At 40.8% G+C, this 25,223-nt stretch carries 14 protein-coding genes and 1 pseudogene; 1 reads left to right on the top strand and 14 read right to left on the bottom strand.

Going from position 1 to position 25,223, the window contains the following annotated elements:
• Positions 1–2 precede the first annotated feature (2 nt).
• The 5 genes and pseudogenes from ACO1D1_RS26500 to ACO1D1_RS26480 all read right to left on the bottom strand — a co-directional run bounded on the left by ACO1D1_RS26500 (position 3) and on the right by ACO1D1_RS26480 (position 7,388).
• Positions 3–1,649, bottom strand: a complete 1,647-nt coding sequence (locus ACO1D1_RS26500; RefSeq protein ID WP_423337642.1) for an AraC family transcriptional regulator — start codon at positions 1,647–1,649, stop codon at positions 3–5.
• A gap of 42 nt (positions 1,650–1,691) precedes the next feature.
• Positions 1,692–3,334 (bottom strand): annotated as a pseudogene (hutU, locus tag ACO1D1_RS26495) (urocanate hydratase).
• Between the two features lie 98 nt (positions 3,335–3,432).
• Positions 3,433–4,572, bottom strand: a complete 1,140-nt coding sequence (locus tag ACO1D1_RS26490) for an acyl-CoA dehydrogenase family protein (protein ID WP_423337641.1) — start codon at positions 4,570–4,572, stop codon at positions 3,433–3,435.
• A 34-nt stretch (positions 4,573–4,606) separates the two neighbouring features.
• Positions 4,607–5,776: a CaiB/BaiF CoA transferase family protein gene (locus tag ACO1D1_RS26485; protein WP_423337640.1), complete on the bottom strand. Its 1,170-nt coding sequence runs from the start codon at positions 5,774–5,776 to the stop codon at positions 4,607–4,609.
• Between the two features lie 169 nt (positions 5,777–5,945).
• On the bottom strand, positions 5,946–7,388 hold the full coding sequence (locus ACO1D1_RS26480) for an amino acid permease (protein WP_423337639.1): 1,443 nt from the start codon (positions 7,386–7,388) through the stop codon (positions 5,946–5,948).
• A gap of 467 nt (positions 7,389–7,855) precedes the next feature.
• Here ACO1D1_RS26480 and ACO1D1_RS26475 point away from each other — a divergent pair, with 467 nt between their 5' ends.
• Positions 7,856–9,262 carry a sigma-54 interaction domain-containing protein gene (locus ACO1D1_RS26475; RefSeq protein WP_423337638.1) on the top strand — a complete coding sequence of 469 codons (1,407 nt, stop codon included), beginning with the start codon at positions 7,856–7,858 and terminating at the stop codon, positions 9,260–9,262.
• A 72-nt stretch (positions 9,263–9,334) separates the two neighbouring features.
• On the opposite strand, the gene ACO1D1_RS26470 is transcribed toward ACO1D1_RS26475, so the two are convergent.
• The 9 genes from ACO1D1_RS26470 to ACO1D1_RS26430 form a co-directional block, all read right to left on the bottom strand.
• On the bottom strand, positions 9,335–10,915 hold the full coding sequence (locus ACO1D1_RS26470; RefSeq protein ID WP_423337637.1) for an amidohydrolase: 1,581 nt from the start codon (positions 10,913–10,915) through the stop codon (positions 9,335–9,337).
• Positions 10,916–11,057: 142 nt separating this feature from the next.
• Positions 11,058–11,498 (bottom strand): PTS sugar transporter subunit IIA, encoded by a 441-nt coding sequence (locus ACO1D1_RS26465; protein ID WP_423337708.1) that lies wholly within the window; start codon positions 11,496–11,498, stop codon positions 11,058–11,060.
• Between the two features lie 2 nt (positions 11,499–11,500).
• Positions 11,501–13,624 carry a BglG family transcription antiterminator gene (locus tag ACO1D1_RS26460; RefSeq protein ID WP_423337636.1) on the bottom strand — a complete coding sequence of 708 codons (2,124 nt, stop codon included), beginning with the start codon at positions 13,622–13,624 and terminating at the stop codon, positions 11,501–11,503.
• A 94-nt stretch (positions 13,625–13,718) separates the two neighbouring features.
• On the bottom strand, positions 13,719–15,149 hold the full coding sequence (locus tag ACO1D1_RS26455) for a PTS mannitol transporter subunit IICB (protein WP_423337635.1): 1,431 nt from the start codon (positions 15,147–15,149) through the stop codon (positions 13,719–13,721).
• A 189-nt stretch (positions 15,150–15,338) separates the two neighbouring features.
• On the bottom strand, positions 15,339–16,466 hold the full coding sequence (locus ACO1D1_RS26450) for a mannitol-1-phosphate 5-dehydrogenase (protein WP_423337634.1): 1,128 nt from the start codon (positions 16,464–16,466) through the stop codon (positions 15,339–15,341).
• 5 nt (positions 16,467–16,471) lie between these two features.
• A complete protein-coding gene (locus tag ACO1D1_RS26445) occupies positions 16,472–18,565 on the bottom strand; it encodes a BglG family transcription antiterminator (RefSeq protein ID WP_423337633.1) in 2,094 nt (697 codons plus the stop codon).
• A gap of 73 nt (positions 18,566–18,638) precedes the next feature.
• Positions 18,639–20,543, bottom strand: coding sequence for a PTS mannitol transporter subunit IICBA (locus ACO1D1_RS26440; protein WP_423337632.1), 1,905 nt, complete (start codon positions 20,541–20,543; stop codon positions 18,639–18,641).
• Between the two features lie 799 nt (positions 20,544–21,342).
• Positions 21,343–23,079: an ABC transporter ATP-binding protein gene (locus ACO1D1_RS26435; RefSeq protein WP_423337631.1), complete on the bottom strand. Its 1,737-nt coding sequence runs from the start codon at positions 23,077–23,079 to the stop codon at positions 21,343–21,345.
• On the bottom strand, positions 23,076–24,818 hold the full coding sequence (locus tag ACO1D1_RS26430) for an ABC transporter ATP-binding protein (RefSeq protein WP_423337630.1): 1,743 nt from the start codon (positions 24,816–24,818) through the stop codon (positions 23,076–23,078). Before ACO1D1_RS26430 ends, ACO1D1_RS26435 begins: the two co-directional genes overlap by 4 nt.
• Between the last annotated feature and the right edge of the window lie 405 nt (positions 24,819–25,223).

The raw sequence follows: 25,223 nt of genomic DNA, 5'->3' as shown, positions 1-25,223 counted from the left end.
TCTTAGCTTGTTGATCCCCTGCTTGAAATATTTGTTACTAACATGGAATTCCTAAACTCACTTGGGGTCATACCCATATATGCTTTAAACACCCTGCTGAAATAGCGTGAATTTCTATAGCCGACGTCTTCAGAAATTTGATAAATGGTGCAGTTTAAATCCATCAGCATCGATTTCGCTTTATCGATCCGCAAATGAGTAAGATATTCAATAAAGGAGGAGCCCGTTGTCTTTTTGAAAATATTGCTAAAGTAATTCGGACTTAAGTGCGCTTGCTTTGCTACGCTTTCCAGGGAGATTTCTTCTGTGAAATGATGATTAATATACATTAATGCCTTTTGGACCGACTTTAGCATACTTTCATTATGATTGCTTACGATATGTTCTAAAAGTTGATTGACCACTTCATAAAACCATTGGCAAATCTGCTCCAGGTTTTCCAGGAGAAGCAGTTCTTTGGCATATTGTAATTGGGTCGTCAGGACTTCTTTCAGGTGTGCCCCCCCATTGATGGCGGCATGTGCAAGTGTAGAAAGTAGATCTAAGGTTTGCAATTTGAATAAGTTGGGATTTATATTTCTTTGGGAGGATATAATTCTTATGACACTGTTTAAACTTTTCTTTACTCCGTCGAAATCCCCTATCGTTAACTGATTTGCCATAACAGCGATTTCTTTCATCTGTAAAAGATCGATTTCATTCGTAAAAGGCTCTACATCTCCATAGTGAATGACGGCATTGCTCCCCGTAAAAAATTTATTAGCAAGCGCCTGCAATGATTCTTGATAGGATAAATGGAGATTTCTAGCATCCTCATAATAGTTCCCAACACCAATGGTTACCGAATATCCTGTACCTTCCTTAATATCTATCTTTATTTTTTCAGCATGTATGGTCGATAATTTCTTAAACTCTTTTATTTTATTTAGCACGGGTAATGATAAGAGAACATTTACCTTTTCCGGCCCATTAATGATGACGATCATATCCTCCACTTGGTTGTGGTCAAAATATTTATCGACACACTTTATAATATCCTTTCTAATCGTTTGCCCCCATGACTCACTCTTATTTTCCATTAATCGGTGATAGTTATCTATACAGATGGTCATACATGTATTAGGTATGGTAGATAATCCTGCAAGTTGACTCCGGTCCCATATTTTCTTGGAATGTTTAACATTTCCAAAGATTAAATCATACGCTAAACTCCTCTTTACATCGTCTTTGACGTGCTCCATCTCTTGGTTAGCAGGCGTCGAAATTGGAGACTGCGATCCTCCTTTGATCAATTCCAGGAAAAGCTTGTAAATATCCTCTTCATTTATTGGTTTTTTTAGACAGTCAAATACACCATTTTTAAAAAAGCCTCTGATTTCGTCATGACTAAAATGGACGTTCATCACGATTACATGGGGGTATTTTTGGTACTCCATCCCTTCTAATAGGGCATTTTGTTCTTTGGCCGTTTTATTATCTAAATCAAAAAAGATTGCAAGAGCCGGTTCGGCTGGATCGTATTCTATATCCTTTTCAAGGAACGAATTTACCTTTTTAATAGAAAAGGGAGAATGAAGCAGTTCATTTACATGCTCCATTTTCTTTAAAAGAGACTCATCTTCAGATACGATTAAAACCTTGGACTTCAATTCAACACAACCTTTCTTTGCTAAATGAAACAGCATATAGTGCTATAAAGGCCTTTTTAAGCCCAGCTCCCGCGCTCTGTTGTTCGCTTTTATGTAGCCGGCATCTGCGTGTCTTATGATATTTAAACCGGGATCAATAGTGAGTAAATTCTTTAATTTCTTTAACGAAGCTAAGCTTCCATCCGCTACTGCCGTCATACCGGAATGAATGGAGTTCCCAATCCCTACCCCGCCGCCATGTTGAATGCTGACCATCGTTGCCCCGGAAACAGCATTTAACAATCCATTTAGAATCGGCCAATCTGCAACGGCATCGCTCCCATCCGGCATTCCTTCTGTTTCCCTGGTTGGAGCAGCCATGGTACTGCCTTCTGAATGATCCCGAGTAATTGCAATAGGGGCCGATAGCTCACCTTTTGCTACCATATCATTGATTAATTCACCAATCTGACTCCGTTCATTGTAATCCAACCAGCAAGTACGTGCCGGCAATCCATAGAAATAGATTCTTTCTTGAACAAATTTAATCCAGCGGCAAACCCTTTCGTCGCTTCGAAAGGTCGATAAAATCGCTTCATCCAATTTGTATATATCCCCTGGGTTTCCGGAGAGAGCAATCCAGCGGCATGGTCCTCTCCCTTCACAGTAGAGGGGACGTAAATATTCAGAAATAAAGCCAGGGAATGAAAAGGCATGATCGTACCCTGCTTTATATGCTTGACCCCGAATATTATTTCCATAGTCAAAAACGATTGCCCCTCTGTCCTGTAGCTTGCACATGGCTTCCACATGGGCAACAAGGGTTTCTTCCGCCATTTTCAGATATTTTTCCGGCCTTTTCCCCCTTAGGAAGAACGCTTGCTCTAAGGTTAATCCACTAGGAATATAGCCATTTAATAAATCATGAACAGCTGTCTGATCGGTCACGATATCCGGTGTCACACCCTTATTGACCATCTCGCAGAATATATCTGCTGCATTGCCATGCAATGCAATGGCAAGTGCCCTTTCCGCCCCTATTGCTTCCTTCGCTAACTTTAAAGCCTCATCAAGTGAATGAACTTTCACATCGCAATAATTATTAACCAGCCGCTTATTTATCTTTCCTTCATCAACTTCTACGACGATACAGACTCCGCCATTCATGGTTACGGATAAGGGCTGGGCGAACCCATTCCTCCAAGCCCGGAGGTCAAAACCAGTTTCCCTTTTAAAGATCCATTGTAATACCGGTTTGCGATTTCACTCATCGTTTCAAATGTTGCTTGCAGTACACCTTGGACACCAATGTATGCCCAGGACGCAGCTGTCGCTTGTCCATACATCGTTAAGCCCTTTTTTTCCAGCATGGTGAAGTATTCGTCATTTGCCCAATTTGGTACAACCATTGCAGTAGAAGAGATGACCCGTGGGGAAAACGGAAAAGTCCGGAAAGTCGCAACTGGCTTTCCGGATTGAATCAATAATGTATGGTTTTCATCCAACTGTTTTAACTCACGGATGATCGCTTCCATCGCCTGCCTGTTTCTGGCGGCTTTTCCCCTGCCGCCGTAAACAATCAATTCATCACTGTTTTCAGCCACACGGGGATCAAGGCTATTAAGGAATAGCCGCAATAATGCTTCTGTTTCCCAATTTTTGCAGGAAATTTCCTTGCCTATTGGTGATTGGATTGTTTGAAACATAGATTCGCTCTCCCTTGTTTCACGAAAAAATAGAATATTTAGAATGATGTCCTTGGTTTAATTCACGATAGACCTGACGATTTCCTTCATTTATAAAATTATTTTAGGACATAGTTAGCAATGACCATTTTTTGCACTTGAGAAGTTCCTTCAAAAATTTCCAAAATTCGTTGATCCCGATAGAAACGCTCCACTGGATATTCCTTCATAAATCCGTAACCGCCATGAATTTGCACGGCTTTATGAATGATGCGATTAGATGCTTCGGATGTAAATAGCTTTGCAATGGAAGCTTCTTTCGACAATCTGTACCCTTTTTTATCCTTAAGACTAGCCGCATAGTACGTATACAAGCGGCCGATTTCAAGTTCTGCAGCCATTTCAGCAAACATCCATTGAAGTCCTTGGAACTGCGAAATCGATTGGTTAAAGGCAACGCGCTCTTTTGAATAAGAAACAGCTGCATCAAGGGCGGCCTTGGAAAGACCTATCGCCATGGAGGCAATCCCAATACGCCCCCGGTCTACCACTGTCATCGCGATTTTAAAACCATCCCCTTCTTTCCCAACAAGATTCTCCTTTGGTATACGGCAGTTCTCAAAGATGATTTCATGTGTACGGGCACCGCGAATCCCCATTTTATCGTCCCCAGCCCCATATGATAATCCCGGAGTCCCTTTTTCGACGATGAAGGCACTGATTCCTTTTGCGCCTTTTTCTGTGTCAGTTTTTGCATATACAACCAATGTATCCGCATAAGCTCCGTTCGTGATGAAAATCTTTGAGCCGTTCAGGACATATTCATCACCTGCAAGCCTGGCATTCGTCTTCATCGAGGAAACATCGGTCCCGCCATTTGGCTCAGTCAGACAAAAGGCAAATAACTTCTCTCCGGTACAGCCCGGCACTAAGTATTTTTTCCGTTGCTCCTCGTTTGCAGCAAGATAAAGACCATCAATTCCCAAATAATGGGCAGTAAGGATGGAGCCTGTGGCAGCGCAGGCATACGTAATCTCCTCAACAGCGATCGCCTCCGCAATCGAATCAGCGCCAACTCCGCCATCTTTTTCAGGATAGGCGATTCCCATTAATCCTAGTTCGGCCAACTTGGGGATATGCTCAGTTGGAAAGCGATTTTCTTGATCCAATTCCGCTGCCTTAGGCTGCAGAACCTCCCTGCTAAAATCCCGCACCATTTTACGAATACTTTGCTGTTCTTCCGTTAATTCGAAATTCACGTTACATTCCCCCTATTATTCTTCTATTCATCGATTATTTTTTCAGATCGGACTTTTGATATTTCGCAAGAATTTCATCCGTATGCTCACCTAAAGAAGGGCTTGGTCTTTGAATCACTGCAGGCGTTTTTGAGAACTTTACCGGATTCCCCACTATTTTCATTTTCCCTGCAACAGGATGCTCTAATTCGACGAGCATTTCCCGAATGGCTATATGTTCATCTTCACAGATCTCTTGAATATTTAATATAGGTGAGCTTGGAACACCGCCATTGTTAATAAGTTCTACCGCTTCCTCGACCGTGTAAGCCTGAAGCCACTCTTCAATGATTGGTTTAAGCTCATCCACATGTTCAGTTCTTAATGCATCCCTGCAGAATCGCTCATCCTGTTCGAGTTCTGGCTGATCCATGATTAAACATAATCGTTTAAAAAGCGAATCATTTGCCACCGCAATGACGACATAACCATTTTGCGCTTTATAAATATCAAATGGCGAACTAATCGGATGGCGGCTCCCAATTCTCTCAGGAACAATTTGATCCACTGTATACCGCATGACATTACTTTCTAATAGCGAGAAGATGGAATCAACCATAGCTACATCAATATATTGACCTTCACCTGTTCGTTCTCGATGAAATAAAGCGACCATTATCCCATATGCCGCATACAAGGCTGCACTCATATCACCGAGCGATGCCCCGGCGCGTGTCGGCGGCTGATTCGGGTGCCCCGTTATACTTGCCAATCCGCCCATCGCTTGCGCAACGAGATCATAGGCAGGTCTCCCGCTATACGGGCCATACTGTCCAAAGCCGGAGATAGAGGCGTAAACAATCCCGGAATTTATTTGTTTTAATGTTTCATAATCCAAACCAAGCTTTTTCATGACACCTGGACGGAAGTTTTCGATCACAACATCTGCTTCCTTCACTAATTCCATTATAAGCTCGATGGATTCAGGCTTTTTTAAATCGAGTGCTACACTTTTCTTCCCCCTGTTTAAAAACACAAAGTATCCGCTTTCATTATTTTGAAATGGACCGAACCCTCTTGTGTCATCACCTGTACCAGGCTTTTCTATTTTTATCACTTCAGCTCCCATATCTGCTAACAGCATCGTGCAATATGGTCCAGCTAATACACGTGTAAAATCAAGGACTTTTATTTTCTCAAGCGGTTGTGGCTGTGCGTGTTCCATTGTGATTCCCCTTTCATTTCCAGTATGTTACTAGTAATTTTCATACGGATGGCCTTTGGTAACAAGAGGAATTTATTACTTTTTTGTGCACTTTTGTACGAATCTTCTGAAAAAAGTGCACTTGCAAAACTATATAAAAAGAAGAAGCAAGGGAAAGAACCCTTGCTTCCTAGATAACCATTTTTTTATTTTCTTGCAGTTGTAATTCTTGTTCACCCGTGCCGTCATGCTCACGGTTCTTTTTAATTTTGAAATGATAGATTAAGTAACAAGCTATGACAAATGGAACTCCTAAATATAGAGCCAAACGCTGCTCGGAGTCAAACGCTAAACTGGTCAATACAATACAATTCAAGGTTAATGCAATGATTGGAAGCAGAGGGTAAAGCGGTGTTCTAAATTTAAGATCCTCCACTCTGCCGCCTTCGCGAATGAACTTTCTGCGGAAGGCAATTTGCGATGCAGTGATAGAAATCCAGCCTACTTGGGCACCTAATCCTGCAATGGAAAGCAGCCAAACAAAGACGGTTTCTTCTGCAAAGAACCCTGACAATAATGATAATAAGGCAATCCCGATTGTTAACACTAGTGCGTTAAACGGAACCCCTTGTTTATTGACTTTTGTAAGTTTAGGACTCGTCATCTTCTCTTTTGACATCGCATATAACATCCGGGTGGCCGCATACAGTCCGGAGTTCGCAACAGACAGTAAAGCAGTCAGAATAACAAAGTTCATAATGTCCGCTGCATAAGGAATACCAATACTATCAAAAACGACGACAAAGGGACTTTCCACAACACCTGCTTGTTCCATAGGGATTAAGCTTGCGAGAACAAAAATAGCTAACACAAAGAAAAATAACGTGCGCCATACCGTTTGCTTGATTGATTTTGGGATGGTCTTCTCCGGTTCTTCACTTTCACCGGCAGCAATCCCAATTAATTCTGTGCCTTGGAAGGAAAAGTTAACCGCAATCATGGTAATAAGTAAAGCAGTAAACCCGTGTGGCAGGAAGCCATGTGCTGTAAAGTTTGAAAGAAATGGTGCTGGCTGTCCGCCTTTCAAGTCGATGAAGCCGAACATTGCCGCCCCGCCAAGGACTATAAAAGCAAGAATGGCAAAAATTTTAATGCTTGAAAACCAAAATTCTGTTTCCCCAAAGGCGCGAGCTGAAAGCGCATTGAGTGAAAATAATACCACTGCAAAAATAGCACACCAGATCCACACAGGTGAATCAGGAAACCACCGCTGCATAAGCTGCCCTGCAGACAACAGCTCCAATGCAACCGTTACCGACCAGCCTAGCCAATAAAGCCAACCGAGTGCAAAACCTGTTCCCGGACCAATAAACTTCGTTGTATACGTTTGAAAAGAACCGGAAACTGGCATGGCTACGGACAATTCACCTAAACAAAGCATGGTTAAAAACATGATGAACCCGCCAACAACATAGGAAAGAATTGCACCTGCCGGACCAGCCTGGCTAATCGTATACCCTGAACCTAAGAAAAGCCCTGAGCCAATTACCCCTCCTAGAGAGATCATAAACAAATGCCGTGTCTTCATGGTTCTTTTTAGTTCATGAGTGGTATTGTTCTCCTGTAAATTCATTAATCCTTCTCCCTTCCCTTTGAAAGAATGCGCTTTCAAACCCATATAATTCACTGTTTTAAAATAGCAAATTTTGCACAAGAAGCTATTTGGATTCTTGCTTATAAAAGATTAGTTCATTCTTGGAACATTATCAACGACCAAATCTTTCTAATATTATCACTATTTTAATCTATTTATATATGCAATTTCTATACCAATAATGAAACCCTTTGTTTTAGAACATTATTTTGCCATAGATGCTAAATTCCTTTGCACTATTTTACAATAATTTTGCACTAGTGATGCAAAAAAGCTCTTACCATATTATTGGGAATAGATTTCATTTGATTTTTAATTGTCAGTGTAAAGCCAATACGTTTTGCACAAACTGATTTTCCACAGTAAAATAATGCAAAATTTTTTTGCGTTATGACCCCATATTTGATTAAATAGGGATATAAGGGATGGAACAAGGGGTAGAAACGATGAAAAAATCACAAAATGATTTGTACTATTTAACACGTATGTATAAACGGATTTTGGACGAAGTGGACGTTGGTGTTCATGCGGTAGACGAAACGGGCAAAACCATTATTTATAATAAAAAAATGATGCAAATGGAATCTATGGATCTCCATGATGTGATTGATAAAAACTTATTAGATGTATTTATGTTTAAAGACGACCAATCCAGCACGCTTGTCAAAGCGCTGCATGAAGGCAAAGAAACGAGTAACGTAAAGCAGACCTATTTTAATAATAAGGGTCATGAAATTACAACGATAAACAATACGATTCCTATTTATACTGATGAGAAACTCCAGGGTGCTGTTGAAATTGCCAAAGATGTAACGAAGCTTGAACGGCTCATGAAAAGCAATCTGACCAAAAAAGGATCCACTAGATATACGTTTGATAATATCATTGGCACAAGTCCTGCCATTCAGGAAGTAATTGAAGCGGCTAAACGGGCAACCCGAACCTCTTCGTATGTTTTGATTATCGGCGATACGGGTACTGGGAAAGAGCTGTTTGCCCAAAGCATTCATAACGGGAGCGGGCGTTTATCCGGGCCATTTATTTCGCAGAATTGTGCTGCTTTACCAGATAATTTAATTGAAAGTCTTCTCTTCGGTACAAAGCGTGGTGCTTTCACAGGGGCAATTGATACCCCGGGATTATTTGAACAGGCAAACGGCGGCACACTGCTGCTGGATGAGATTAACTCATTAAATCTTAATCTTCAGGCCAAATTGCTTCACGTCCTGCAGGAAAAAGTAATCAGACGAATCGGTGATACGAAGGATACGCCTGTTGACGTTAGGGTCATTGCTAATATGAATGAGGATCCCATTGACGCCATTGCCAATCAGCGGATGCGGAAAGATTTGTACTATCGGCTGGGAGTCGTGACCCTCTTTGTCCCGCCGCTTAAAGAGCGCAAAGAAGATATTCCCTTATTAGTGGAGCATTTTATTGAAAAATACAATGAACGATTTCAGATGAATGTAAAAGGCTTGTCAGGAGAGGTCAAATCATCTTTCCTTGAGTATGATTGGCATGGGAATGTCCGTGAACTTGAACATATTATTGAGGCGGCTATGAACATTATGATGGATGAAGAGTACATTATGTACCCCCATTTACCCTACCAATATCGGAGCAAAATTCAGCTGAGAGAGAGAATGATGCCTCTTTCCACTGTTGATACCTTCATTAAAGGAAATTCAGATGTCACTATACCGCTAAAAGATCAAATGGAGCTATTTGAAAAAACGTATATTGAACATGTTTTAGCAAAACATGATTCTAATATCTCAAGAGCGGCTAAATCACTCGGATTAAGCCGCCAAAGCTTACAGTATCGAATGAAGAAATGGAAGCAAGAGTGAAGAAATGGAAAAAAGGGTCAGTCCTTCGCCGCTTGATACAGCGTAGGACTGACCCCTTGCTTTTCCTTTGTCTCATGCACGCTCAAAAACTATTCGTCCAGCAACAACTGTTTTCACAGCTTTTGCTTCAAGCATTTCTTCTGATGTTCCGGCAAATAAATCACGATCGAAAATTGAAAAGTCAGCAACGTAGCCAGTTTTTATCAACCCGCGTTCATGCTCTTTGCAAATAGCCTGGGCACTGCCAATGGTATACATTTGAACGGCTTCAAAACGTGATAGCTTTTGTTCCGGTAAATACCCATTATGCTCTGCATTCGGCTTTTTCCGTTCAACGGCAGCATAAATAGAGGCAATCGGGTTAATATCTTCTATCGGGGCATCCGTCCCCCCCGCGCACATAATTCCACGGTCTAATAGGGTTTTCCAAGGATAGGCCAAGGCTAGCCGCTCTTCACCGAGTCGATTGATTACCCATGGAAAATCTGATGGGACAAATGCTGGCTGTACATCCACGACAACCGGTAACTTCGCCATTCTCTCCACTAAATCTTCACGCAGCACGCAACCATGGATTAGGCGGTCGCGTTTGCCGGCCGGGGCTTGATATTTTTCAATTACATTAAGAATTTGTTCTGCTCCTGCATCCCCAATCATATGTACAGCAACGGCTTCGTCATATTGTCGCGCAAGCTTCACTAGTTCTTCTAATTGTTCATCTGTTTGAATTAGCAGCCCTTTCTGATCCGGCTGATCTGCATATGGCTCCGATAACGCCGCCGTTGAACCGCCTAATGACCCATCCGTAAAAATCTTCATGGCTCCCGGTTCAATAAAGGGTTCGTCAAATTCCACATTCGCCTTCATCATTTTTTCAAATACCGCATTATGACGCAGCAAGTTGACTCTGAAATGATGCTTTTCGCCAATAACGCGGCGATAGGCTGTGAGCGGATTGATAAATTCTCCGAAATAGTACATTTCCTCTGTATGACCACCGGTTAATCCATAGGACAACATCGTATCAACAGCCAGGTTGAGCTCCTCTGTTAATGTATCAATATAGGCTTCCCCGTCTCTTGAAATCACTTCCGTAACTAATTCACTTGCTTTTTCATATAAAAGACCATTTAGTTTTCCTTCGGCATTCCGTCCAATTTCCCCACCCGCTGGAGACTCACTTTCCTCCGTAATACCTCCAGCTGCAAGTGCGGCAGAATTGCCAAGAACAACATGACGGCAAACTCTTGTTAAGAAAATCGGCTCTTTGCGAATCGCGTCAAGCTCCTCGATCGTGGGAATGCGTTGATCCGCCATGTTATTTTCATTCCAGCCTTCGCCAAACAGCCATTGATCAGCAGGGACTGTCTTCGCGGCTGCTTTGACCATTTCTAGCATTTCTTCAGCAGAACCTGCTTTTGCTAAATTCAGCCGAACTAACTTTTCACCTAAGGAAATCATATGCAAATGACTATCCACGAAACCCGGGTACATCACGGCCCCTTGCAAATCAATTCGTTCATCTGCTTGTCCGCAAAGTTCAGCAAATGAACCCGTTGCAAGAATACGGTCATCCTCAACAAGAACAGCTTCGACCGTTTCCCCCTCTTGCCCCATTGTGTAAATCGTGCCGCCATACCAAAGTTTTTTCATAAAAACGCCTCCTCGTCCAGATAAACTTTTTTACTATACCTGATATCTTCTCTACTCTATTTCCATTCTATCGTCTTCTACCCAAAAGATGAATACAAAAAACGCCCTGAGTTATACTCGGGCGCACTTATCAAAGTCATCATTATAGGTTCACCTCTTCAAAGATGGCTAATATTTCAGCCGCTGACTTTGCAGAAACCAGTTTTTCAATATTCTCCTCTTCTGAGCAGACAATCGCAATATTCGAAAGAATGTCTAAATGCTCGTTATCTTTACCGGCAATGCCAATTAACAGCTTGACGATATTTCCAGCACCAAAGTCCACCCCTTGTGGTACTTGAACAAAGGAAATTCCCGATTCCTTCACAAATGACTTTGAATCCTCCGTACCATGCGGAATCGCTAAAAAGTTCCCCATGAAAGTGGAAGTTAAATGTTCTCTTTCAAGCATTTTTTCGATATAGGCTGCTTCAACATAACCTTTATCCACGAGGATGCTTCCCGTTAAGCGAATCGCTTCCTCCTTCGATCGAACACTAGCATTTAATAGAATATTTTCTTTTGCTAAAATCGATTTCTCCATCATTACACACTCCTTAATCCTTTTAATTTCTCGGTAAAAAATTGATCTAATCTGGCAGAAAGCAATCCAGCTATTTTTCCATAGTCTCCCGATTGAAAAACAGCTATATTTTCTTCACTTTCAATTAATAGTGAGCTGACAAAACTCAATACTTCTAATGATTGTTCCGAAATATTTCTCGGTGACAGCAGTAATAGCAAGTAGTTCATTTCCATTTCCTGATCGTCCATCCCTATTACCTTAAGTGGTGTTTGCAGGGCAGCCATACTGAAGCTTGGCACCATCACATGTGTTGATCGGGTATGGTATAATGCCATTCCTGTCTCAGGAATCCCCACTCCCCCAAGCCTTTCCCTATCGAGGATATTCTGAACAACCGCTTCAACATCCTCTATTTTTTTCCCTTGATAGAGCATTAGACATGCTTCGGTTATGATTTCCTTGATTGAGTTATACCCGCAAATTGGGTTCAAAACGAATCCTTTTAGAATAGTGGCTATCGTTCCAGCATAGTCGCGGATATGATTCATTTCCTCCATTAATTCTGCCGGATCCTTTTTACACACATTCGTATGGAATGCGACAGGGAGTTTTTCCTCCGAACTGTTCACGATTTTATATTTATTGATAAAGGAACGAATCTTCTCAATCTCTTCTTTATTTAAAAAGGGATTAACCATAATATAATCTGCTTCGTAGTCAGCAATCGGGATGGTAGAAAGAACTAATTGATACTCATCTATGTTCATCTTTTTAAATTCCATGACCGATACATGTTGAATGTGCCTCAGCTCAGGAAACTCCTTTTGCAATCTTGTTGCCAGCATCTTAGATGTGCCGATTCCGCTTGAACAGACCACTAGCGTTCTAAAGTTAACAAGCTCTCGCCTGCCCATCATTGCCGCACCAAAATGCAGAACGAGATACCCTGTTTCTTCATCTGGAACAGTAAAATGAGGAAAAACCTTCGCAGTTGCCTGTTTAACAATGGCAAATAAATCTGCATAGTCCAGTTTTATCTTATCTATTAATGGGTTGCTGATTCCCATTTTTTGTTTCATTCGATACATGGCTGGCTTTAAATGCGTAACAAGCCCTTCAAATAAAGAGCGATTTTCCGATAAATCAATCCCTGCTAATTCACTAACATCTCTAATGAGCTTCTTTGTATTCACAGCAACTGCTAAACTCGTTTCTTCATTAATAAATTCATTATTATGTCTCAGTTTTGCACCTTTTAAGTGCATGGTAATGTAGGCAACCTCAGCCTCTGGTATATTAATAGAAAAAATCAGTTCCAATTGAGCGACAATCTTTTCTGCAAATTGATATTCCTTCGTTACTTTTTGATTTTCCAAATAAGCCGGATTAATGGTGATTCCTTCACCTTTTTGGATTCGCTCCACCGCAAGCGCTACATGAACGACTAAGGCAATATAGGCACTATCTGCCATTGAAAACGGTAATTCTTTGACAATTGAATGAACTATTTTTTCAACAATCGCGAGTTTTTTCTGTTCAACAAGTCCCATTAGTTTTTCGGAAATAGTATGAATTTGCTCTGTTGACCGCTTTTGAATGTTTTCTCGTGTTAATGAGAGAATTTCAGCTTCATCAATATATTCAGAGATTAAATTGCTAATCGCCCTTCTTTTTGCACCTTCATCCCCTTCGATTTCAACACCGTAACCTCTTCTTCGAATGAGTGCTAAATCAAAGCTAGTTAATCTCTCTTCCAATTTCGTTAAATCAGCACTTACAGTAGCAATCGTGACATTTAGATCGTTGGCAAGACCGAGAAGCTTTACAGGTTCATTGGTTTCCAATAGCTCACATAAAATAATCGTTTGCCGTTCTTCAGGAGTGTATTCCGAATGAGAGAGATTAAACAAATACCGTTCCAGTTCCCGTAGTCTATGATCATCGCCGGTAATTTGGACGCCAACACCTGACTTTTTGTGTAATATCAGTTCATATTCCCCTAGAATATCTGCTACATTTTTTAAATCGCGGTGAATCGTTCTCCCGCTTACACCCATTTGATTTGCAAGGTCTTTCACGGTCACTTCATCCGTATTCTTTAATAAAATTTCAAGGATTTGCCTCTCTCTTGCGGAAATATACATATTTCTCACTCCTTAAAGTTGACCGTCTGCCTCCATTGTTGACATGTTTAACCAAGCAAAAGCCTAGCGTATAGTGTCTAGGCTTTTCATGAGACTATCCCTTTAAATTATTTACTAATTCATCATACTTAGGACTATTTAAAAAGTTTTCTACTGAAACATGAGTGGCATTCGGAAGCTTTTCTTTCGCACGGTCTGTTAAATCTTTATGTGTTACGACCACATCAGCATCCGCCGGTAAATTGTTAATCGCTGTGTTAATCACCTTCACATCCAGGCCCGCTTTCTGTACTTTATTTCTTAAAATCGATGCACCCATTGCACTTGAACCCATTCCAGCATCACAGGCAAACACAATTTTGTTTACAACTTCCGGAACAAATGTATCCTGTGTGCTTGTTAACACGGATGAAATGGAGCTCTTCTTACCTTTCATTTCTTCCATTTTTGCCGCAGCAGAAGTTAAATCTTCATCCACAGCCTTGCTTGTTTTTAGAATCAAGGAAGCTACTCCGAAGGAAACGGCTGTTGCCACGATAACACCAGCAAGTGTGGCAAAATAACCGCCTTTTGGCGTCATTGCCAGCAGCGCGAAGATACTGCCTGGTGATGGTGCCGCGACAAGACCTGCATCGAGAATATTAAATGTGAAGACACCGCTTACACCACCGGCCATCGCTGCGAAGATTAACATTGGTTTCATTAAGATGTATGGGAAGTAAATTTCATGAATACCACCCAGGAAGTGGATAATCACTGCTCCGGGAGCTGTTTGTTTTGCCGTTCCCCTGCCAAACAACCAATAAGCAAGCAGGATCCCTAATCCCGGTCCAGGGTTTGTTTCTAATAAGAATAAAATCGATTTACCAGCTTTTGTTGCTTGTTCGATCCCTAATGGACTTAATATACCATGGTTAATTGCATTATTTAAAAAGAGAACTTTTGCTGGTTCAATAAAGATGTTTGCTAACGGTAACATATTATGATCAACGATAAATTGCACACCTGAAGCTAATGCCTTACTTAATGCTTCTACAACTGGGCCAATGCCTTTATAAGCTATTAAGGTTAAAGCTCCTCCGAGAATTCCGGCAGAGAAGTTATTGACGAGCATTTCAAAACCTGACTTTACTTTTCCTTCAATAAGTTTGTCAAACTTCTTAATGACATAACCGCCAAGCGGTCCCATTAACATAGCCCCTAAGAACATGGGGATATCTGTCCCGACAATCACACCCATGGTTGCAGTGGCACCAACGACCCCGCCGCGAATGTCGTATACCATTCGGCCGCCGGTAAAACCGATTAATAATGGCAATAGAAATGTAATCATTGGGCCGACGAGTGCTGCCAGATCCTTGTTCGGCATCCAGCCAGTTGGAATAAATAATGCTGTGATCAGTCCCCACGCGATAAAGGCGCCAATATTCGGCATCACCATCCCGCTTAAATAACTGCCGAATCTCTGTATCTTTATTTTTACATCTGGTTTTTCTTTTGCTGTTTCTGTAACTGTTTCAATCATCTCTTTTTCCCCCTTCAACTTATTTGTTGAACCTTCTATCTCTAGATTAAAGCGTTTTCAATATTCATTCAACGAATACAAAACTTCATTTTGTCACACTGATTGTTGCCAAGTTTAATGTAAGTAAAAAGGGCCAGCCCCTCGCTGCTATAAACGCAGCGTGGGACTGACCCAAAGTATGGAAGGTCCTTAGTAGTTTCTGATGATTTCTTGAGTGATTTCGCTATTTTCATCCAATCCCGATACTTCTTTAAGAACAGCGGGCAAGCCCTTTTCTTTAATCATTGCTTGGAGTCTTACTGCTTCCGGGTCATCCTGATAATCGAAATGCAATGCTGAAGCAATAGCCTTTGCAAGATTTGTATACGAAAGCCCCGCCTTCGCTGATTCCGTTGCCGGACGAACAAGACGATCATTTGCTCCAAGTTTTCTAAGAGGGCCACGGCCAACTCTTGTCACCGCATCATTTAAATAAACATTTTTGAAGCGCTGAATAATCTTATCAATATATTCCTGATGTTCTTGTGGATTTAAACCGTACTGTTTTATTAAATAGGCACCAGTCTCGCCCAGCGTTGCGCGAACTTGATTCTGAATCGTTTCGTCTGCAAGTGCTTGGTCAATCGTTTCTTTATTCGCAAGATAACCAAGATACGCAATGGTAGCATGACCTGTATTCACAGTAAAAAGCTTTCTTTCAATATATGGAGCAAGGTCTTCGACAATCTTCATTCCTTCCACAGGCGGAATGCTTTCACTTGTTTCCACGACCCACTCATGATAGGTTTCAACCAGCACATCGAGTGTGCCATGATTGTTTTGAATCGGCACAATTCGGTCAACAGCAGAATTAAAGAAATAAACTTTTCCTGCTAACTTCTCCTTTGTTTCTACATCAAGTTGCTCGAATATATAGCCCTTTAAGAGGTCTGTAGCTGAAATTTGATTTTCACAGGCAATCACATACAACTTTTCATCAGTATTTCTCACTCTTTCAATGATTCCCTTTGCCATTAACGGGGCAATATGGGGCAGAATATTAGGCCCAATCGCTGTCGTAAGGTACGTCGCCTTGCCGATTGCTTCGATTACCTCCTGCTCCTGTGACTGATTATTCAACCCGGAAACATTTTCAATCATTACGCTTTCTTGCTGATCCGTTGCTAATTTTACTTGATATCGCTTTTCCGCATTTAATTGGTTTATCACTTGTTCAGCGATATCAACAAAGGTGACATGATAGCCAGATTGTGAAAAAAGTGCGCCAATAAATCCTCTGCCAATATTCCCTGCGCCAAAATGGACTGCTAGTTTCATTTTTATCATTCCTTTATTATATTTGTGTAAAGATAGTCTAAAAAGATGGATTCTAATCTTGTCCGAATCATCGCTTCATTCGCTGATGAAAAAGTCAGGATTGCTTCATGATTTTCAATTAAACTCGTGCTTATCAAGCTTACTATTTCCTGCTCTCTTACTGCCAATTCTTCAGGAGCCAGCATGAGCAGCAAATTTTTCATTTTCATATCTTTGCCATCCATTCCCTTTACCACTAAAGACTGCTCCAAATGCGTAATCTGAAAAATAAGTTCATGAACATGTGGATCCCTGCAGTGAAATAGAGCCATTCCGGTACCGGGTATTCCGAGGCCGCCTTTTCGTTCTCGCTCTTTTATTGAAGCCAAAACGGCTTTTCGGTTTGTCATCAAATGATCCTTTTCCGCTTTACGGACCATTTCCGCGATAATTTGATCATGGTCGTTTCTATGCGGCACCCGATACACTCGGAAGTTCTTCAAAACAGCCTCAATACTGTGCTGGACAACCTTTAGCTCTTCTAAAACTTCAGTAATGCCTGTTTTGGTCACTGAACCAGCTTTCGAGATCTCTTTAGATAAAGATGCCAGGTACCTTTTATTCTCCGTTAGGGTTTCAATATTATCGCGCAAAAATTGCCGTATCGCCGCTATATTTTCCTCTGTTAAGAGTGGAGAAACCAACATATAATCTACGTCCAAAAATGGAAGGTTTACCGTTGAAATGATCATATCAAAATCTTTTATTTGATCTTTTCGTTGAATCTCTTTGATAGATTTTATCTCTATGTGATCAATACCGGGAATCTCCTTTTTAATTCTACTTGCGAGCATTTTAGAGGTTCCTATCCCGGTCGGACAAATCACCAATGCATGGATAGGTAATTTTTCTTCCCTTAGAACAAGTGCCGATCCGAAATGGAGGACAATAAAGGCAATTTCATCATCAGGAAAAGAATCAATTTCGTACAAATGCTTCTCCACACTATTTTTTACTGCCAAAAACAAAAACGGATACTTTCGCATGATTTCCTCTTTTAAAGGGTTAAACGAGCCCATTTGCTGTTTAATCCGATAGAGAGACGGTTCCAAGTGGGCCAGCAGCCCCTGGTACAAAGAAAAGTCATTTGTTAAATCAATATGTAATTGGGATGAGACATCTTGGATAAGGCTTCTGACCAATTTACTAAGAGCAATACTGTCATAGGGAACCTCATTTGCCTCTTGAAGTTTAGACCCCTTAAGGATTACTGCTAAATAAATGACATCCTCTTTCGTGAATGTTACCGGGAATAATGCTTCAAGTTTACTACAAATATCAACAATCAGATGAGATTCATTCGTCAGTTCATTAGAAGGTTCTATCTCCCCCTGTAACAGAGGAAAGTCTTCCGTCCTCTGCATAGTGATACATATATGAAGAATGAGTCCGATATATCCACTATCGGCAAGACGCTGCTTCGAACGGGTAAAAGTCGTATTGACTAACCGATCGATGGCAAGAAGATAGTCTGGAAGAAAGTAATGTAAGATGATTTCTTGATTCGAATTTCCATTTTCCAATAAAAACAAACTTTCGATTAGTTCGTCATGAAAATACAACAGGATATAATTCGCCAGGGCTTTTCGCTTGGATGACTCAGAGCCGAGAATATCAACCCCTACACCTCGTTTTCGTATGATTTGCAAATGAAAATGGCCAAGCCATTCAGCCAGTTCATCCAAATAAGTCCCCAATGTTGTCATACTAACACCGATATCAGCAGATAATGCTTGAAGCTTAAAAGACTCCTCTTGGAACAATGCGATTAGCAGCTGCAGTTTTTTTACCTTCGGCGTTTGGTCAATAGGGTTGCTTCCCATTAAGTATTGGATGAGGCGAAAAATCTGTTCGTTCTTTCCTTCAATTGCTAATCCCTTCTCCATTTTACGCACTAACTGCAAATCGAAGGTCTCAAGAATTTTCTCTACCGCTTTTAAATCCCGCTGGACAGTACGCCCACTCACATCCAAGTAGGCTGCAAGCGATGCCGCCGTATGTTTACCAGATGTTTTGACGATTAATTCAATGATTGCTTTTTCCCTTGAGGTAATATACACGCAATCAACTCGATTCTATTGAAATACACGAATAGAAAAGCGGCATAGGCAGCTTTTCTATTCGGTCCATTCATTATTTATCATTTAAGATATCCATGATTTCTTTTGCCGTTTTGGCTTCGACCAATTTTTCGATATTGGCCATATCTGAGCATGTAACCGCAATTCCAGACAGGATTTCTAGATGTGTCCCATCTTTACCGGCAATCCCAAAAATCAATCGTACCTTCTGTCCATCAAAGTCTACCCCATTTGGAACCTGTAAAACGGTAAATCCGGAATTCAGGACATCCTTTTTCGCTTCTTCGGTACCATGCGGGATCGCGACATCATTTCCCATATAGGTGGAAGTCATTTCATCACGGGCAATCATGGCATCAATATAGCTTTCTTTTACATATCCGGCCTTGACAAGCGCACGGCCTGCGAAACGAATCGCCTCTTCTTTCGAAGTAAATTCTTGATTTAGGAAGATATATTCTTCACGAAGCAAGGCATCATCTGGTTGCTGATCATCGCTTGGAACGGCTGCTTCTGCATCTTCAACGATTTCTTGAAGTTCCGCTGTTTCAGGATTTTTTAACCGATTCATTAACTTATCATATTCTGGACTTGATAAGAAATTATCAACGGAAATATGATAGGCTTTCGGTACTTGCTTTTGAGCTCTCGGTGTTAACTCTTCCTGCGTAACAACAATTTGAGCATCCGAAGGCAGATTACTAATGGCTGTATTGGTAACTGAAATATTCATTCCCGCTTCCTTTACCTTTTTCCGAAGCAGTGATGCCCCCATTGCACTTGAGCCCATTCCGGCATCACAAGCAAAGATAATTTTGCTAACCTGTTCCGGAAATTCCCCGTTATTAGCAGCCAAGACATTCGCAACAGAGCTTTTCTTGCCTTTCATTTCTTGCATCTTTCTTGCAGCCTCTTCAATATCTTCCTCTTGCTGTTTCCCTGTTTTTAAAATTAGTGACGAAAGAACAAAGGAAACAACTCCAGCGACAAGGACTCCAGCGATGTTCGCCAAATAAGTACTAGCTTGCGGCGGGGTAACAGCCATAATGGCAAGAATACTACCCGGTGATGCCGGAGCCGATAAGCCTCCGCCTAAAAGCATCAAGGTGAAAACACCGCTCATTCCACCTACAATAACGGCAAAAAACAACATTGGACGCATTAAAATATACGGGAAGTAAATTTCATGAATCCCGCCAAAAAACTGAATAATCGCAGCCCCTGGTGCAGACCTTTTCGCATTTCCTTTTCCAAAAATACAATAGGCTAAGAGGACACCGATACCAGGTCCTGGGTTTGCTTCAAGTAGAAATAGAATGGATTTCCCTGTATCCTTCGCTTGCTCTAACCCAATTGGTGAAAGCACACCATGGTTAATGGCGTTATTTAAGAATAATACTTTTGCAGGTTCAATTAAAATACTTGTCAACGGCAAGAGTCCTGTGGCTAATAACCAGTCAACCCCCGTAACGAGCCAGCCTGTAAACACGGTAACGGCAGGGCCAATTCCTATGAAGGCTAAAATAGCGAGAAAACCGCCAAGAATTCCTGCTGAGAAGTTGTTTACAAGCATTTCAAATCCAGCTTTAACTTTTCCTTCAATTAGCTGATCGAATTTTTTAATCACATAACCGCCAAGCGGTCCCATAATCATTGCACCGAGAAACATCGGAATCTCTGCTCCAACAATGACACCCATTGTCACAATCGCCCCGACAACGCCCCCGCGCTGATCGTGTACAAGCTTACCCCCGGTATAACCGATTAATAACGGAAGCAGGTATGTAACCATTGGTCCAACCAGTTTGGCAAGGCTTTCATTTGGGAAGAAACCTGTGGGAATGAATAGTGCAGTAATTAATCCCCATGCTATGAAAGCGGAAATATTCGGCATAACCATCGAACTTAGGAAGTTACCGAATTTCTGAACCGCTACCTTTATATTAGATTGAGCCATATGCTCTCATCCCTTCATTATAAGAATACCTAATTAATGTTAAGGCACAAATCTGCTATATTCAATAAAGAGGTAATCTAACTTTGTCACAACAAAGGTGACAAAGTTATTGTTGCTCAAACAATAAAGGGATATGCCCATTTTAAATATGGATCGACTGGAGCTTTTATAGGTATTTGAGGAAAAGTGGCGGACCATGTAAAGGAATCTAAATTAAAAAATTTTATAAAAACAAAAAGAAGGTTCTTAGAACAGTGACCTTCTTGTCTATTACATTTCAACAAAATTCTTAGCAGCTTTATTAATTGAAGCCCATTATTTCAAGGCTTTCTAAGTTTTCAATTAAACGTTTGGTTAATTTTTTAAAAACTAATCAAATGTTTGATTGAATTCGGCCTATGGTCATATAAAATAAAGGTTTAATCTTTGAAACCGATTAAATTCCTGTCGAAAATGGAACTTCAGTTTTTTCTTTCTCCGCAAGCCATGACGAAAAACAGATCTTTTCGGCTCATCATACACATTTCGACAAGCATCCCCAAATTTCCGTATTAACTAAACGTTTGATTAAAACACCCCTAATCTCTTCTGCCGTTTGGCCTTTTCCCGGGAAATTGATAAAAACAATGTCGATAATTGCTCGACTATTTTTGCAAAACTTCATTTAAACTCATTATGTTATTCAGCCTGTAAATTACAATAGCCGTTTAAAAAAATCCATTTTGAAGGAAGGCTGCTTCAAAATGGATTCATCCTTAATTAGGGTTGGTATCTTCGTTCTATTGCTAAGTTTTTCACTTTATACCTGAAGTGACTTTGCTTGCATTTGATACATTTGGTCATAAATTCCGCCTTTTGCAAGCAACTCATCGTGTGTTCCTTGTTCTTTAATCACGCCGCGTTCTAAAACTAGAATACGATCGGCATTTCTAATCGTCGAAAGACGGTGGGCAATAATAAATGTCGTTCGTCCCTTCTTCAGGACATCCATTGCATGCTGGATGATTTCTTCTGTCTCTGTATCAATATTTGATGTTGCTTCATCCAAGATCAAAATCGCAGGATCGAAAGCAAGCGCCCGTGCAAATGAGATAAGCTGACGCTGGCCTGAAGAAAGTGTACTTCCTTTTTCAATAACAGGTTCATCAATCCCCTTTTCAAGATTCTTGAGGACACGTTCCGCTCCAACTGCATCCAATGCTTCCTCTACTTTTTCCCTTGAAATCTTTGGATCATTTAAACTTACATTCGACGCGATGGTTCCAGTGAATAAATAGGGGTCTTGTAAAACAATCCCCATATGTTGGCGCATCGTCTGTCTTGGCACATCTGTTACGTCTACCCCATCAATATAAATCTTCCCCTTCGATGGATCGTAGAAGCGGAACAATAAATTCATAATCGAACTTTTTCCGGAACCCGTATGACCAACAAGTGCCACTGTTTCGCCACGTTTTGCCTCAAAAGATAGGTTTTTCAAAACATATTCATTTTCTTTATAAGCAAATGACACATCATCGAAAACGACATGCCCTTCATATCTCGGCATGACTTCCTGCGATACTTCTTCCCCCGTTCGATCCAGCACTTCAAATACTCGGTTTCCGGCCACGAGTGAGCGTTCAAGCTGTGAAAACTGATTCACGACATTCGTAATCGGATTAAATAATTTCGTTAAATAATCCACAAATGCATACAAAGTACCTGCTGACACAATCTCTGCTGTCGTAATTGATTTTGTTCCAAAATAGATAATAAAAATCGTAAACATAATGAGACGTAATGAACTCACTAGGTTAAATGAGGTTGCCGAATCCAAAAATAATAATTTTCGCCCATATGCATAATGCTCTTCATTCATTTCATCAAATTCCTTCGTCATCTGCTTTTCGCGGCGAAAGGCTTGAATGATGGTCATCCCTTGTATGGATTCATTAATCATCGCATTAATATCGGCAATTTTTGTACGTATCACTTCATTATACTGTGACGCATATTTCCGATATAAAATCATCCAAAGATAGATAATCGGAATCATGAGCAGCGCAATTAGCGCCATTTTCCAATTCAAAATAAACAGGGCAACATATACACCAGCGATAGAAATGAAGCTTGTCGCAAAATTAGATAGTACCTGCACATATAAATTTCTTACAGCTTCTGTATCGTTTGTGACACGTGCAACAATCTTTCCCGCTGGCAGATGATCAAAATACTGAATCGGCAATGTTTGAATATGACCAAACACGTCCTGACGTAATTTCTGGACCACCCGGTTTGCACCCATTTGCAAATAAATATACATAAAATAGCGTAATATCGCTGTGGCAATCGCTAAAATAAAATATAAACAAAGCAGCCAGGCAATAGGCTCAATTTCAATTTGCCCAATGACCATATGTTCATCGATAATATATTTTGCGATGAATGGGCCGGCAAGCTCTGTAAAGACGGCGGCTGTTAAGAAAGATAGCCCAAGGAAAATAGTTTTCTTATAATACATCGCATATTTCGTTAATCGTTTACTCGTACTCATGCTTCGCCTCCTTCCAGCTGCTGACGGTCAAATTGTTCTTTATACCAGCCATTTTGCTTGAGAAGCTCCTCATGTGTCCCTTGCTCGGTAATTTGCCCCTCATCCAGCACGATAATTTGATCAGCGTGCTGCACACCGGATAAACGATGGGTGGTAATGATGGTCGTCTTCCCACTTCGTTCACCTTGAATGTTTTGAATGATCCGGGCCTCCGTTTTTGCATCGACTGCAGATAGTGAGTCATCAAGAATTAATATTTCCGGATCTTTAATCAGCGCACGGGCAATCGACACACGCTGCTTTTGCCCCCCGGATAAAGAAACCCCTTTTTCACCGACAAGTGTGTCAAGTCCCATCGGTAAGTTTTCTAAATCCTTTTTAAAGTAGGCAAGGCGAATGGCTTCTTGCAATTCTGCCTCCGTAGCATCTTCTTTACCAAATAATATATTTTCTCGAATCGTCCGTGAAAATAACACATGATCCTGTGGTACATAGCCGATCCAATCAAGAATCTGCTCTTTCGTTTGTGAGACGATATCGATTCCGCTAATCATTAATTGACCCTCATCAAGGGGATATTCACGCAGTAACTGTCTTAAAAATGTTGTTTTTCCCGCACCTGTCTTGCCTACAATCCCGAGTGTCTCTCCCTTTTTTAATGACAAGGAGATCTGCTGTAAATTTTTTACCTGGCTCGTTGGGTATTGAAACATCAAGTCATCGATCCCAATAGCGCTCGGTGTAGCTATGGCAACAGGATCTTTCGTGTTTTGGACGTCTGCTTCGTAATCAAGTGTTTCTTGTACACGATCAAGGGAAGCATTTCCTTGCTGCATGACATTGATTAACTCACCAATGGCAAAAATTGGCCATACAGCTAGCCCTAAATAGACATTAAACGTCACCAGCTGACCGACCGTCATCGCCTCATTTGAGACGAGAAAGGCACCATAACCAAGGGCAACAACAAAGCTAATGCCTGTGCCAACCTTTGTAATCGGTCCAAATAAAGCGTTTATTTTCGCGGTATCCATATTTTTCTGGTACACTTCTTCACTCATGTCGGCAAAGGTCATTTCATCTTTTTTCTCCTGCACGTAGGCACGAATGACACGCACCCCCGCGATGGATTCTAGAACACTATCATTCAATTCTCCAAATGAGTCCTGTGCTTTCATATATCGTTCATGTACAAGCTTACCTAAATACTGAATGAGCACGGCCATAATTGGTACTGGCAGCATCGCAAAGAACGTTAACTTCCATGAAATCATAAGCCCCATCGCCAAAATGATGGTACCCAAAAATAAAGTGGAATCAATTAATGTCATGATTCCGAATCCAGCTGTTAATGACACAGCATTTAAATCATTTGTCGCACGTGCCATTAAGTCACCCGTACGATTTTTTTCGTAAAATGTCGGCGTCATTTTTAAAAATTGAAGCATTAATTTCCGCCGCATTAATTTTTCAAGATTAAGAGCCCCTTCAAATAAACGATATTGCCAAAAGAAATTTAAAAAATATCCAAAGATGATAATCGCCACGAATATCAGCACATATTGACCCAATACAGCCCTTGTCATATCACCTGCTGTTAAAATATCAATAAGGGAGCCAAGTAAATACGGTGGAATCACTTCCAACAACGTAGCAATCATTAATAAAATAATAGCAATGGTGTATTGCTTCCAATACTGTTTAAAAAACCAGCCCAATTTCCCTAATACATCAAACATTTATCCACCCCTGCTTTCTTGCTCAATCCTTGAACAATAGCTACCCGCAATCTAGCAACATACTATTACGAATCAATCTTCTTTGTTTCATCCTCATCTTCATCTACTCCTTTTTATTCAACTACACCAACAAATCCTTATCACCCAAAAAAGATGCATACCCAAAAAGAGCATGCATCTTTAGGAAAAGTATAAAAGTCGTCGACATACCTTTCATTAGTTAAGAATTAACCATTTTTTCAGGTAACAGGTATGGACTATATGCAGTTAGTAAATTTGTCATACGTAGTTGATCGCGCATTGTCCATTCCTCCTCTGTAAAAAATTGTTTAGTGTTCTTGAAGATTATCATTTTTATCGGATAATTGTCAACAGTCGGACAAGTAATAATTTAACATTTTTAAT

This window comes from Neobacillus sp. 19 (assembly GCF_049463095.1).
GTDB lineage: Bacteria > Bacillota > Bacilli > Bacillales > Cytobacillaceae > Neobacillus.
Note: the sequence above shows the minus strand (reverse complement) of the source record. Positions and strands in the feature narration are given on the sequence as shown.